The sequence below is a fragment of the Actinoplanes sp. DH11 genome, from assembly GCF_020873875.1.
Classification (GTDB): Bacteria; Actinomycetota; Actinomycetes; order Mycobacteriales; family Micromonosporaceae; genus Actinoplanes.
The window spans coordinates 26,554-39,874 of record NZ_JAHWGU010000023.1; the positions used below are offsets into that span (position 1 = coordinate 26,554).

The following is a 13,321-nucleotide window of genomic DNA, read 5'->3' on the forward strand; positions in this document are numbered from 1 at the left end:
CGTGTGTTTACTCCTCGTCATGTGTCCCGCGCTAGGGCTTGCTTTGTCGGCGCCGGATGCCGTAGGACACTAACGACACACATTGAGGCGAACAATTGCCCGAACGTTACGGAATGTTTCGGAGAGGATAATTTGCTCCCGCTGATAACCGGGGCGATCCAGGACCGCAGCGCCCGGGGCATCGCGGCGGCCGTGAGCCGCCTGATCACCGCCGGCCGGTTGCCGGCGGGGACCCGGCTGCCCACCGTGCGCGCGGTCGCCGCCGGGCTCGGGGTCAGCCCGACCACGGTGAGCGAGGCGTGGCGCAGCCTGACCCTGGCCGGCGCGATCCGGACCCGCGGGCGCTCCGGCACGTTCGTCGCGGGCCCGCTGCCGTCCCGGGAGCAACTGCGCTACAGCCGGCTCGGCGGCGCGCGGGTGGCGCTGCCGCGGGACCTGTCCACCGGCGTGCCCGACCCGGCGCTGCTGCCCGACCTGAGCGGGGCGCTGCGCCGGATCGGCGACGGCCGGTGGGCGGGCAGCTATCTCGACGCCCCGGTGCTGCCGGAGCTGGAGGCGGTGTTGCGGGAGCGGTGGCCGTACCGGCCGGAGAGCCTCACCCTGCTGGACGGCGCGCTTGACGCGCTGGACCGGATCGCCGGCGTCGCCCTGCGCTTCGGCGACCACGTGCTTGTCGAGAACCCGGCGTTCGCCCCGCTGCTCGACCTGTTGCAGGCGGTCGGCGCGACAGTGGTGGGCGTGCCGATGGACGCGCGCGGGCTGGACCCTGCCGCGCTGCGGCAGGCGCTGCGCGAGCACCACCCGGTTGCGCTCTTCCTCCAGCCGCGGGCGCAGAACCCGACCGGCGTGAGCATGGACGCGGCCCGGGCCGCCGAGCTGGCCGGTGTCCTGCGCGACGCGCCGGACCTGCTGGTCGTCGAGGACGACCACGCCGGTGACATCGCGACCGCGCCGCCGGTCAGCGTCGGCACGCACCTGCCGGACCGCACGGTGCACGTCGCCAGCTTCTCCAAGAGTCACGGGCCGGACCTGCGGCTCGCGGCGGTCGGTGGGCCGGCGCCCGTGGTCGACGCGGTGTGTGACAGGCGGCTGCTCGGGCCCGGCTGGTCCAGCCGGCTATTGCAGGGTGTGCTCCTGGACCTGCTCACCGACCCGCGGGTGATCGACCGGGTCGCCACCGCGAGGGACACCTACGCGGAGCGGCGCGGCGCCCTGCTGGCCGTGCTGCACGCCCGGGGCGTGACGGCCACCGCAGCCGACGGCATCAACCTCTGGATGACCGTTCCTGATCAGCAGAACGCGATGGTGGCCCTGGCCGCGCACGGTGTGGCCGCCGCCCCCGGCGCGCCGTTCTGCGTGCGGCCGCTCGCCGACGACCACCTGCGGGTCACCGCCGGGCTGGTCGCCGGCGGATACGACGAACTGGCCGAGGTCCTCGCCTCGGCCACCCACCGGAACAGCCGCGGCAGCGGCCGGCGCGGCCAGGGGCACCCCCACGGCTGGCGCTGATCGATCTGAAGGAGGTCCGATGAGTGAGCTGCTGGATCGGCATCGTGCCGTCATGCCGGGCTGGATGCCGGTCTACTACGGCGACGATGCCTTGGAAATCGTGTCCGGAAAGGATCGCCGGGTCACCGACGCCGCCGGCCGGACCTACCTGGACTTCTTCGGCGGCGTGCTGACCACCATGATCGGGTACGACATCGCCGAGATCAACGACGCCGTCCGCCGCCAGATCGGCACCGGCGTGGCGCACACGTCCACGCTCTACCTGATCCGGCAGCAGGTCGAGCTCGCCGAGAAGATCGCCCGGCTCTCCGGCATCCCGGACCCGCGGGTCTTCTTCACCAACTCCGGCACCGAGGCGAACGAGTCGGCGCTGCTGTTCGCGACGAACGTGCGCCGCTCCAACCAGATCCTGGCGATCAAGAACAGCTACCACGGCCGGACCTTCGCCACCATGGCCGTGACCGGGCACCGCAGCTGGTCGTCGAGTTCGATGAGCCCGCTGACGGTGAACTGGCTGGCCTCGGCGGACCGGCTGCGCGGCCGGATGGCCGGGTTGTCCGACGGCGACCTGCTCGACGCGGCAGTGGACGACCTGCGCGAGGTCCTCGCCACGGTCACCGCCGGTGACGTCGCGGCGCTGATCGCCGAGCCGGTCCAGGGTGTCGGCGGGTTCGTGCACGGGCCGGACGGGCTGCTCGGCGCGTACCGCAAGGTTCTCGACGAGCACGGCGTGCTGCTCATCGCCGACGAGGTGCAGACCGGCTGGGGGCGCACCGGCGACCATTTCTGGGGCTACCAGGCACACGGCGTCACCCCGGATCTGATCACCTTCGCCAAGGGGATCGGCAACGGGTTCGCGCTCGGCGGGGTGGTCGGCCGGGCCGCGGTGATGAACGCGGTGCCGGCGATCAGCTTCTCCACCTTCGGCGGCAACCCGGTCAGCGCCGCCGCCGGCAACGCGGTCCTCGACTATCTGCTCGACCACGACCTGCAGGGCAACGCGCGGCGGACGGGCGCGGTGCTGCTGGACGGTCTGCGGGCGCTCGACCACGGCATTCTCGGCGAGGTACGCGGACGCGGCCTGATGATCGGGCTGGAGTTCGTGCGTCCCGGCACCACCGAGCCCGATCCGGCCGCCACGCTGCGGGTCTTCGACAGGTGCCGGCAGGCGGGTCTGCTGGTCGGCAAGGGCGGCCTGTACGGCAACGTGATCCGGATCGGCCCGGCGCTGACCCTGACCGAGGAGGAGGCCCGAGAGGGACTGGCAATTCTGTCCGAAGCGGTCGCCGCGGTGGACGCCGAGACCCAGATAGGTTGATCAGTACCGTTTTGCACCCCGCTTTACCCCCGTGACCGGCACATCGGCGCGGGGGTTTTGCTGTCTACGCGGGAACTTTCGCTTGATCTGAAGAAACTTAGCTTCACTCTGGACGAAACAGATCGGTAACCTCCTGATTCATGTAGATGGATCGATAAGCGAGGGGGACCGCACATGCCGCAGTCACTCAGTCGACGCAAGCTCCTGGGCGCCGCCGCGGCGGCCGGGGCTGCCGGCGCGCTGGCCGCACCAGGGGCAGCGAGCGCCGGTGGCGGGGGCGGCCACGGCCGGCCCGGCCGCGTCCCGCGCGACCAGATCAGCGTGCAGCTCTACACGCTGCGCAATCAGCTCTCGATTGACCTGGAGGCGAGCCTCGCCGAGCTCGCCGAGATCGGTTACACCCGGGTCGAGCACGCCGGCTTCGTCGGCCGCACCGCCGCACAGTTCCGCGCCGCCCTGGACAACGCCGGCCTGCGGGCCACCTCGGGGCACGTCGGGATCCCGCAGCCGTTCAACGCCGACACGTGGAAGCGGGCCCTGGAGGACGCCAACATCGTCGGCAACAAGTACATCGTCCACCCGTACTTCGGGTTCGGCGCCAACGGCCCGATCCGCGACGCCGCCGTCTACCGGGCGTTCGCCGCGGACCTCGACAAGGCCGGCGCGCTGGCCCGCCGGGCCGGGCTCAGCTTCGGTTACCACAACCACCAGGCGGAGTTCTTCCGGCAGACTCAGAACGTCCGGCCCGGCAGCAAGGTGACCGGGTTCGACATCCTGACCGGCGAGACCGACCCGCGCAACATGCACCTCGAGGTCGACCTCTTCTGGGCCTTCCGCGGCGCCAGCGACCCGGTCGACCTGATCAAGAAGCACCGCGGCCGGATCCGGCAGGTGCACGTCAAGGATCTGGACGCGAACGCGAGCTTCGCCGACCCCGGCGACGGCGTGATCGACTTCGGCCGGATCTTCGAGCACTCGCGGGAGGCGGGCCTCGTCGAGTACATCGTCGAGCGCGACGACGCCGGATCGCCCCCGCGCACGCCGGCCGACGCGCTCGTCACCGCACAGCGCGGATACGCGTACCTGGAGGGGCTTCGGTTCTGATGATTCTTCACCGTCTCGCAGCGCTGGTCATCGCCGGATCAGCCATGCTCGTCGCACCGGTCGCGGCCGCCGCGCACCCCGGGCACGAGTTCCCGACCGACTTCCAGAAGGTCACCCTCAACGACTTCCCGGGCGAGCCGATCGCGCTCGCCGTGCTGCCCGACCGCCGGGTGCTGCACACCGCCCGCGGCGGTGAGGTCCGCATCCACGAGCCGTCCACCGGGCGCAACGTCCTGGCCGCGACGATCCCGGTCTACCTGCACGACGAGGAGGGTGTGCAGGGCATCGCGATCGACCCGAACTTCGAGCAGAACAAGTGGGTGTACGTCTACTACTCGCCGCCGCTGGACACGCCGAAGGACGACCCGGCGACCCCGGGCGTCAACGAGGGTGACGCGCCGGCCGAGGGCACCGCCGCCGACTTCGCCCGGTTCAAGGGCCACCTGCTGCTGTCCCGCTTCAAGCTGGTCGGCAACACGCTGAAGCTGAACACCGAGCAGCAGATCCTCAAGGTGCCGACCGACCGCGGCCAGTGCTGCCACGTCGGCGGCAAGATCGACTTCGACCGGGCGGGCAACCTGCTGCTCTCCACCGGTGACGACAGCAACCCGTTCTTCTCCGACGGGTACGCGCCGATCGACGAGCGGCCGAACCGCAACCCGGTCTTCGACGCGCAGCGCACCTCGGCCAACACCAACGACCTGCGTGGCAAGCTGCTGCGGATCAAGGTCGGCCACAACGGCAAGTACACGGTGCCGCGCGGCAACCTGTTCCGGCCGGGCACCCCGAAGACCCGCGCCGAGATCTACGCGATGGGCCTGCGGAACCCGTTCCGGTTCACCGTCGACCCGCAGACCGACGTGGTCTACATGGCCGACTACTCGCCGGACGCGCAGAACGCCAACCCGGCTCGTGGCCCGGCGGGTCAGGGCCGCTGGATGGCGATCGACAAGCCGGCGAACTACGGCTGGCCGTACTGTGTGGCGCCGGATCAGCCTTACGTCGACTACGACTTCGCGACCAAGGTGTCCGGTGCGCCGTTCAACTGCGCGGCGCCGGTCAACGAATCGCCGAACAACACCGGTCTGCGCAACCTGCCCCCGGTCGAGCGGGCCGAGGTCATCTACTCGTACGGCGCCAGCGCCCAGTGGCCGGAGCTCGGCACCGGTGGCATCGGGCCGATGGGCGGTCCCGCCTACGACTACGACCGCCGTTCCCGGTCGCCGTTCAAGTGGCCGGCCGAGTTCGACGGGCTGCCGCTGTTCGCCGAGTGGACGCGTGACTACGTGAAGGCGTTCCACCTGGACCGCCGCAACCAGGTCACGCAGATCGACCCGGTGCTGCCGCAGATCGTCTTCGACAACCCGATGGACCTGGAGTTCGGCCCGGACGGCGCGCTCTACGTCCTCGAGTACGGTGACGGCTACTTCGCCGAGAACCCGGACGCCCAGCTCGCCCGGATCGACTACGTGCGGGGCAACCGGACGCCGATCCCGCGGGCGTCGGCCACGCCGAGGTCCGGCCAGGCACCGCTCACCGTGCAGTTCTCCAGCGCCGGGACCACCGACCCGGACGGCGACGCGCTGCGGTACGCGTGGGACTTCGACGCCGACGGCCGGGTCGACTCCCGGCAGCCGAACCCGACGCACACGTTCACCAGCAACGGCAACTACCGGCCGACCCTGAAGGTCACCGACAGCACCGGCCGGTCCGCGTCGGCCGAGGTGATCCTGCCGGTCGGCACCCTGGCTCCGGTGGTCACGTTCGTGACGCCGGTCGAGGGCCAGCCGTTCGAGTTCGGTGACACGGTGAACTACGAGGTGCAGGTCACCGACGACGCGCCGGTGGACTGCGCGCGGGTGACGGTGACGTACATCCTCGGGCACGACGAGCACGGGCACCCGCTCTCCACGTCCTCGGGCTGCACCGGATCGATTACCACGTTCGTGGACGACGGGCACGCCGGGGCCGAGGGGCTCACCGGGGTCTTCGTCGCCTCGTACACCGACACCGGCACGCCGCCGCAGACCGGTTCCGCGCAGGTGGTACTGGACCCGGCCGACTGATCACGATTCGCCGGACCCGACGAGGGCCGGCCGGGCTGTCACAGCCCGGCCGGCCCTCTCGTCCGTACGGCTGTTTCACCATCCGATGAACGGTCATCAGGAAGTGTTCATTCATCGTCCGTTGACTTCACCGAAACACGCCTGTCCGACTACTCTGCGATGAATTTTGGAAAACGTGAGGTAAACGGGAACGGAAACTTGTACATGTCCCGTTCCCCCTCTGGCCGTCGGGTGTCTTTCTCGGTCACGATCACCCGCGTGACAGAAACATCCGTGATCTTGGCGCTGGTGGTCCTCACGGCCCTGGCCTTCGATTTCACCAACGGGTTCCATGACACCGCGAACGCGATGGCCACCTCCATCGCGACGAAGGCGCTGCGGCCCAAGACCGCCGTCGCGCTCTCCGGCATCCTGAACCTGGTCGGCGCCTTCCTCTCGGTCGAGGTCGCGCTCACCGTCACCAACGCGGTCGTGAAGATCCAGGACAAGAGCGGCGCCCCGAAGACGGAACTCCTCGCCGACGGCGGCAGCGCCCTCCTGCTGATCATCCTGGCCGGTCTGGTCGGTGGCATCGTCTGGAACCTGCTGACCTGGCTGGTCGGCCTCCCCTCCAGCTCGTCGCACGCGCTCTTCGGCGGCCTGGTCGGCGCGACGATCGCCGGCCTCGGCTGGGGCGGCGTCAACTGGAACGGTGACGGCTCGAAGCTGGACGGCGTGGTCGGCAAGGTGCTGCTGCCCGCGGTGCTCTCCCCGGTCATCGCGGCCGTCGTCGCGGCGGTCGGCACCTGGATCATCTTCAAGATCACGGCAGGCGTCGCGGCGCGCTTCACCGACAAGGGCTTCCGCTGGGGCCAGATCGGCAGCGCCTCGCTCGTCTCCCTGGCGCACGGCACCAACGACGCGCAGAAGACGATGGGTGTGATCACCCTGGCGCTGATCGCGAGCGGCCACTGGAGCGACACCGCCAACATCCCGCTCTGGGTGAAGGTGTCCGCCGCCGTCGCCATCGCGCTCGGCACCTACCTGGGTGGGTGGCGCATCATCCGGACCCTCGGCAAGGGCCTGACCGACATCAGCCCGCCGCAGGGCACCGCGGCGCAGTCCGGCGCCGCGGCGGTCATCCTGGCCTCCAGCCACCTGGGCTTCGCGCTCTCCACCACGCACGTCGCCACCGGCTCGGTGCTCGGTTCCGGCCTCGGCCGCCCCGGCGCGACCGTCCGCTGGGCCGTCGCCGGCCGGATGGTCGCCGCCTGGCTGATCACGCTGCCCGCGGCCGGCCTGGTCGGCGCGGTGATGTGGTGGGTCGGTGACCTGATCGGCGGCATGGCCGGCGCGCTCGTCGTCTTCACCCTGCTGGTGCTCGCGTCGGTGGCGATGTGGATGCGGTCGCGCACCGGCCGCGTCGACTCGTCGAACGTCAACGACGACTGGGAGGGCACCGACGTCACCGACGTCGTGGAGAAGCCCGTCCCGGCCGTGGCGAACTGAGAGGCGTACGACAATGCACAACCTGGGATTCGCCCTCAGCGGCGCGTGGCAGGTCCTGATCGCCGGTCTGGTGCTCGGCGCCGGCCTGCCGATCCTCTTCGCCCTCGGCATCCGGTCGCTCGCCTGGGGCGCCGGTGAGGCCACGGTCAGCGACAGCGGCGTCACCGTCCCCGGCACCCGCCGGCCGGTCGGCACCGCGATCGGTTACCTGCTCTTCGCGGTCGTGGTGGTCGGCGTGCTGCTCGGCATCACGTTCATCGTGGCCAGCGGATTCGGCTACAAGCTCGACTTCTCCGGGTTCCTACCGGCCCTCGTCGCGAAGTAGGACCCCCGGCGGCCCGGCACCCCGCGAAGGGCGCCGGGCCGCGTCAGATCTCAGACGAGGGTACGGGCCAGCACGCCCACGTCCGGGTTGTCGGTGAACAGCCCGTCGATCCCGGTGCGCAGGAACGTGATCTGCTCGTCGATCGCCTTGCCGTACGCCGACGGGTCGGTGCCCACCCGCAGCTCGGCCGGCAGGAACGAGTTCTCCGCCCGGAACGTGTACGGCATCACCTTCAGCCCGGCCCGGTGCGCGTCCCGCACCAGCGAGGTCGGCGTGCCGAGCGTGCCGTCCGCCTTGCGCGGGATGATCTGGCTCTTCTCCGGGCCGAGGCCGTCGACGAAGTCGTTGAGCTCCTTCAGCCCGACCGGGGTCAGGTAGTCGGCGTAACTGCGCGGGTCGCCGAACGGCCCGCCCGCCGCGCCGGTGAGGAACACCAGCGGCACCTCGACGCGGTGCACGTCGGCCAGCTCCCGCAGGTTCGCCGCCTCGAACGACTGCACGAACACCTTCGCGCCCCGGCGGTCCAGGCCGTTGCGGCGCAGGGTCCGCACGAGCGGCTTCTCCAGGGGCAGACCGAGCCGCTGGAAGTACGTCGGGTGCTTGGTCTCCGGGAAGACACCCAGGTCGCGGTCCAGCTCCTTGGAGAGCCGCTTGCGCAGGTCCAGCACCTCCTGGAAGGTCGGCACCTCGAACCGGCCGTCGTACAGCGTGTTCTGCTGCCGGATCGCCGGGATCCGCTCGGTGGCGCGCAGTGTCTTCAGCTCGGCGAGCGTGAAGTCGTGGGTGAACCAGCCGGTGACACTCACCCCGTCCAGCGAGACGGTCCGCTTGCGGCCGGCGAACTCCGGCCGCGACGCCACGTCGGTCGTCCCGCCGATCTCCGGCTCGTGCCGGCACACCAGCACGCCGTCCTTCGTGATGACCAGGTCCGGCTCCATGTAGTCGGCGCCCATCCGGGCCGCCAGCTCGTAGGACGCGAGCGTGTGCTCCGGCCGGTAGCCGGAGGCGCCGCGGTGCCCGACCACCAGCGGCGTGGCCTTCCGGCCGGAACCGGCCCAGGCGGGTGCGCTGACGGTGCCGGCCAACGCCGGAGCGGCGGCCGCTGCGGCTCCGATGCGCAGCACCTGACGGCGATCTGCCACGTTTCCTCCACGGATTCGGCGTCCGGCGACCACCGCCGAACTGTCCGCCGAAAGTCCAGGTGACCGATTCGTCGGCCACCCGACCCCCATCCGTCGCGCAGGAGAAGAAACCGTGGCGCCCACGCGAACACACCCCGGGCGGGCCGGCACACCCGTCCGGTCACCCGGGGCGTGCCGGCGCGCTGGTCCGGGATCTACAGCCGCAGGTGCGGCCAGTCGAGCAGGCCGGCGCCGAGGTCGCGGACCGTCGCCAGCAGGCCCAGCCGGGCGGCCCGCAGGTCCGGGTCGTCGGCCATCACAAAGACCTCGTCGAAGAAGGTGTTCAGCGGCTTGACCAGGTCACGGGTGGCGGCCACGAACCCGGTCAGGTCGTCGAACCCGGTGGTGGAGACGCCCGACACCGCCGTGTGCAGGGCCAGCTCCGCCGGTTCGGTCAGGGCCGCCGCGTCGTAGGACGCGGCGGTGCCGTCCGGCACGATCCGCCGGGCCCGCTGCACGGCGGCGGCCACGGCCGCGAAGTCCGGGTCGCCGACGAGCTCGCCCAACTGGGCCAGCAGCGTGTCGGCGGCGGCCGGGCTGGCGAAGTGCGGCAGCACTGCCCGCACCCGGTCGACCGGCTTGCCCTCCTCGGTGAGTGCCTGCTCGAGGCGCTTCGCCAGGAAGTCGGCACAGGCGTCCAAGGTCTCCGGCGTGACCGGCACGGGCTGGGCCTCGGCGGCCAGCCGCAGGGCCTCGACCAGGTCCAGGCCGGCGAGGGCGGGCGTGGCGCGGTGCACGGCGAGCAGGCCGAGGACGGCGCGGCGCACCGCGAACGGGTCGCTGCTGCCGGTGGGCAGGCCCACGGTGGCGGCCAGGCCGGCGATCACGTCGAGGCGGTCGGCCACCGAGAGCAGGGCGCCGGTCACGGTACGGGGCAGTTCGTCAGCGGTGTTACGGGGCAGCTCGGCCTCGTACACCGCCTGTGCCACCGCCCGGTCCTCGCCGGCGTGCAGGGCGTAGTCGCGGGCCATCACACCGGCCAGGCTGGTCATCTCGGTGACCAGTTGCGAACCGAGGTCGAACTTGACCAGCTCCGCCGCCCGGCGCAGCGCCGGTGTGTCGATGCCGAGCCCGCCGGCGAGCCGCCGGGCCAGCGCCGCGATCCGGTCCGCCCGGTCGGCCATCGAACCCAGCCGATCGGTGAACGTGAGCCGGGACAGCTTCGCGCGCATCCGGTCGAGCGGCGTCTCCCGGTCGGCGCGGTAGAAGAACGCGGCGTCCTCGTACCGGGCACGCAGCACCGCCTCGTTGCCGGCGCGGACCAGCTCGACGTCGACCGGCCCGTTCGCCACGGTCACGAACATCGGCAGCAGGGCGCCGTCCGCGTCCCGGACCGGCAGGTAGCGCTGATGCTTGCGCATCACGGTGGTGAGCACGGCGGCGGGCAGGTCGAGGTACGCCTCGTCGAACGTCCCCAGCAGCGGCAACGGCTGCTCCACCAGGTCGGTGACCTGGTCGATCAGGGCCGCCTCGCCGCGCACGTCGATCCGGCCGTCCGGGTAGACCAGGTCCTGCGCGCCGACGACGATCAGTTCACGGCGGTCCTCGTGGTCGGCGACGATCCCGTTCACCCCGAGGGTCTCCACAAAGGTCTCGGCGGACTCGATCGCGATCACCGGTTCGGCGGCGGTGCGCAGCAGCCGGGTCTCGCGGCCGGCGGCCAGGGTGGAGACGGTCACCGGCACCACGTCGTCGCCCCAGAGCGCCGTCAGCCAGCGGATCGGCCGGCTGAACGACAGCTTCGGGTCGTTCCAGCGCATGTTCTTGGCGGCCCGCAGACCCGTCACCACCTGCGCGAGCACGGTCGCGAGCACGGCCGGCGCGGCGCGTCCGGCCTCGTGCTTCTCGACCACGACGTGCGGTACGCCGCCGATCTCCCGCGTGGTCACATCGGCGAGCGTGACGCCCTGGCCGCGGACGAAGCCCTCGAGCGCCTTGGTGGGCGTGCCGTCGGCCGCGTACGCGTTCGGGGTCTTCGGTCCCTTCACCAGGCGCACGTGATCGTCCTCGCGGGCACCGACCGCCTGCACGACGGCGATGAGCCGGCGCGGCGTGCCGTAGACCCGGATCTCGCCGTGCGCCAGCCGGGTGCCGGCCAGCCCCTCGGTGACCAGGCGCAGCAACTGGGCGCGGGCCGAGCGCAGCTCACCCGGCGGCAGTTCCTCGGAGCCGATCTCGAAGACCAGGGTGCGTACGCCGTCGCCGGTCTGCGTGGTGGCCGCCGGGCGTGCGGCCTCCCGGGCCGGGGTGGTGCCCAGCGGCAGGCCGAGTTCCTCGCGGCGGGTGACCCAGAGCTTGGCGACCTCACCGGCGAGGCGGCGCATCCGGGCGAACTCGGTGGCCCGGTCGGCGGTGGAGACGGCGCCGCGCGCGTCGAGGACGTTGAACGCCTGCGAGCACTTCAGCACGAAGCTGTGTGCCGGGACCGGCAGGCCCGCGTCGATCATCCGCTGGGCCTCGGCGGCGTAGAGGTCGAGCAGCCGGCGGTTGGCCTCGACGTCGGCGTCGTCGAGGTAGTAGCGCGACATCTCGTACTCGGATTGGCCGAACACCTCGCCGTAGCTGACGCCGGGCGCGTACGCGATCTCCTTGAAGTGGGTCTTCTCCTGCAGTGCCATGATGATGCGCTCGACGCCGTAGGTGATCTCGACGCTGACCGGGTCGAGGTTGAGCCCGCCGGCCTGCTGGAAGTAGGTGAACTGGGTGATCTCCAGGCCGTCCAGCCAGACCTCCCAGCCCAGACCCCAGGCGCCGAGCGCGGGGGAGGCCCAGTTGTCCTCGACGAACCGCACGTCATGCGCGGCCACGTCGATGCCGAGCGCCCGCAGGCTGCCCAGGTAGAGCTCCTGCGGGTTGCCGGGGTCGGGCTTGAGGATCACCTGGAGCTGGGTGTGCGTCTGCAGCCGGTTCGGGTTCTCGCCGTAGCGGGAGTCGTCCGGGCGCACCGACGGTTCGACATAGACGACTTTCCACGGCTCCGGACCCAGCACGCGCAGGAACGTGGCCGGGTTCAGCGTGCCGGCACCGACCTCGGTGTTCATCGGCTGGACGACCAGGGCACCCTGATCTGTCCAATACGCGGTCAACCGGGCCAGTGCGTCCTGCATGGTGAGCATGGGACCGAAGTCTAGGTGGGGCGTCACGGGGGTACGAACCGAACATGCTTGCCGGAGATCTTTACGCCTTTCAGGGTCTGCTGTCGGAGGAGGAGTCCGCGATCGTCCAGCGCGTCCGCGACTTCCTGAGCGCCGAGGTGACCCCCATCGCCAACGAGTACTGGGCGCGGGCCGAGTTCCCGACCCACCTGATCAAACGGTTCGCCGGGCTGGGTCTGGCCGGCGTGGAACGGTCGTCGCTGCTCAACGGATGGCTCGCCCTGGAGATGGGGCACGCGGACGCGTCGATGGCGACGTTCTACGGCGTGCACGCGGGACTCGCCATGGGCAGCATCCAGACCTGCGGCTCCCCGGAGCAGCAGGAACGCTGGCTGCCGGCGATGACCGCTTTCGACAAGATCGGGGCGTTCGCGCTGACCGAGCCGACCGGCGGGTCGGACGTGGCCGCCGGCCTGCGAACGACCGCCCGCCGCGACGGCGACACGTGGATCCTGAACGGCGCCAAGCGGTGGATCGGCAACGCCACGTTCGCCGACCTGGTCGTCGTCTGGGCCCGCGACGAGGCCGACGGGCAGGTCAAGGGCTTCGTCGTGCCCGGTGACGCCCCCGGGTTCACCGCCACCAAGATCGAGAACAAGATCGCGCTCCGGATCGTGCAGAACGCCGACATCACCCTGTCCGACGTGCGGGTGAGCGAAGCCGACCGGCTCCAGCGCGCCAACTCGTTCAAGGACACCGCCAAGGTGCTGCGCGAGACCCGGGCCGGCGTCGCGTGGCAGGCGGTCGGCGTGATGCTCGCCGCCTACGAGATCGCGCTCGCCTACGCCAAGGAGCGGGAACAGTTCGGCCGCCCCATCGCCAAGTTCCAGCTCGTGCAGGACCTGCTGGTCCGGATGGTCGGCAACGTGACCGCGTCCCTCGGCATGTGCGTGCGGCTCGCCCAGCTGCAGGACGGCGGCGTCTACCAGGACGAGCACTCGGCGCTCGCGAAGGCGTACTGCACGACCCGGATGCGCGAGGTCGTCGGCTGGGCGCGGGAACTGCTCGCCGGCAACGGCATCGTCCTGGACTACGACATCGGGCGGTTCGTCGCGGACGCCGAGGCGCTCTACTCGTACGAGGGCACCCGCGAGATCAACTCCCTGATCGTCGGGCGCGCGGTGACCGGTCACGGTGCGTTTGTCTGATCAGGCTCGTTGGTTGATCATTCCGTC

General features: G+C 71.0%; 9 protein-coding genes. 7 read left to right on the forward strand and 2 right to left on the reverse strand.

The window, feature by feature from the left end; translation table 11 throughout:
- Positions 1–132 precede the first annotated feature (132 nt).
- The 6 genes from LPA41_RS28920 (at position 133) to LPA41_RS28945 (ending at position 7,810) form a co-directional block, all read left to right on the forward strand.
- On the forward strand, positions 133–1,509 hold the full coding sequence (locus LPA41_RS28920; protein WP_229074059.1) for an aminotransferase class I/II-fold pyridoxal phosphate-dependent enzyme: 1,377 nt from the start codon (positions 133–135) through the stop codon (positions 1,507–1,509).
- 19 nt (positions 1,510–1,528) lie between these two features.
- Entirely contained in the window at positions 1,529–2,827 is a 1,299-nt protein-coding gene (locus LPA41_RS28925) for an aspartate aminotransferase family protein (RefSeq protein ID WP_229074060.1), read from the forward strand.
- A 174-nt stretch (positions 2,828–3,001) separates the two neighbouring features.
- Positions 3,002–3,931, forward strand: coding sequence for a sugar phosphate isomerase/epimerase (locus LPA41_RS28930; protein WP_229074061.1), 930 nt, complete (start codon positions 3,002–3,004; stop codon positions 3,929–3,931).
- Complete coding sequence (locus tag LPA41_RS28935; RefSeq protein ID WP_229074062.1) at positions 3,931–5,997, forward strand: PQQ-dependent sugar dehydrogenase; 2,067 nt, start codon at positions 3,931–3,933, stop codon at positions 5,995–5,997. The genes LPA41_RS28930 and LPA41_RS28935 overlap by 1 nt, the downstream gene beginning before the upstream one ends.
- A gap of 258 nt (positions 5,998–6,255) precedes the next feature.
- Entirely contained in the window at positions 6,256–7,485 is a 1,230-nt protein-coding gene (locus LPA41_RS28940; RefSeq protein WP_229074063.1) for an inorganic phosphate transporter, read from the forward strand.
- Between the two features lie 13 nt (positions 7,486–7,498).
- Entirely contained in the window at positions 7,499–7,810 is a 312-nt protein-coding gene (locus tag LPA41_RS28945; protein ID WP_229074064.1) for a hypothetical protein, read from the forward strand.
- Between the two features lie 50 nt (positions 7,811–7,860).
- Here the strand turns inward: LPA41_RS28945 and LPA41_RS28950 are convergent, their stop codons facing one another.
- Positions 7,861–8,952 carry a glycerophosphodiester phosphodiesterase gene (locus LPA41_RS28950; RefSeq protein ID WP_229074065.1) on the reverse strand — a complete coding sequence of 364 codons (1,092 nt, stop codon included), beginning with the start codon at positions 8,950–8,952 and terminating at the stop codon, positions 7,861–7,863.
- Between the two features lie 194 nt (positions 8,953–9,146).
- The gene (locus tag LPA41_RS28955) at positions 9,147–12,107 is read right to left on the reverse strand and encodes a glycine--tRNA ligase (RefSeq protein WP_229074066.1); all 2,961 of its coding nucleotides are present in this window, start codon (positions 12,105–12,107) and stop codon (positions 9,147–9,149) included.
- Positions 12,108–12,151: 44 nt separating this feature from the next.
- On the opposite strand from LPA41_RS28955, the gene LPA41_RS28960 reads away from it, so the two are divergent.
- Positions 12,152–13,294 (forward strand): acyl-CoA dehydrogenase family protein, encoded by a 1,143-nt coding sequence (locus tag LPA41_RS28960; protein WP_229074067.1) that lies wholly within the window; start codon positions 12,152–12,154, stop codon positions 13,292–13,294.
- The last annotated feature ends 27 nt before the right edge of the window (positions 13,295–13,321 follow it).

Coding starts and splice junctions, on each gene's coding strand:
- LPA41_RS28925 (WP_229074060.1), top strand. CDS start 1,529: ATGAGTGAGCTGCTGGATCGGCATCGTGCCGTCATGCCGGGCTGGATG.
- LPA41_RS28930 (WP_229074061.1), top strand. CDS start 3,002: ATGCCGCAGTCACTCAGTCGACGCAAGCTCCTGGGCGCCGCCGCGGCG.
- LPA41_RS28935 (WP_229074062.1), top strand. CDS start 3,931: ATGATTCTTCACCGTCTCGCAGCGCTGGTCATCGCCGGATCAGCCATG.
- LPA41_RS28945 (WP_229074064.1), top strand. CDS start 7,499: ATGCACAACCTGGGATTCGCCCTCAGCGGCGCGTGGCAGGTCCTGATC.
- LPA41_RS28955 (WP_229074066.1), bottom strand. CDS start 12,107: ATGCTCACCATGCAGGACGCACTGGCCCGGTTGACCGCGTATTGGACA.
- LPA41_RS28960 (WP_229074067.1), top strand. CDS start 12,152: ATGCTTGCCGGAGATCTTTACGCCTTTCAGGGTCTGCTGTCGGAGGAG.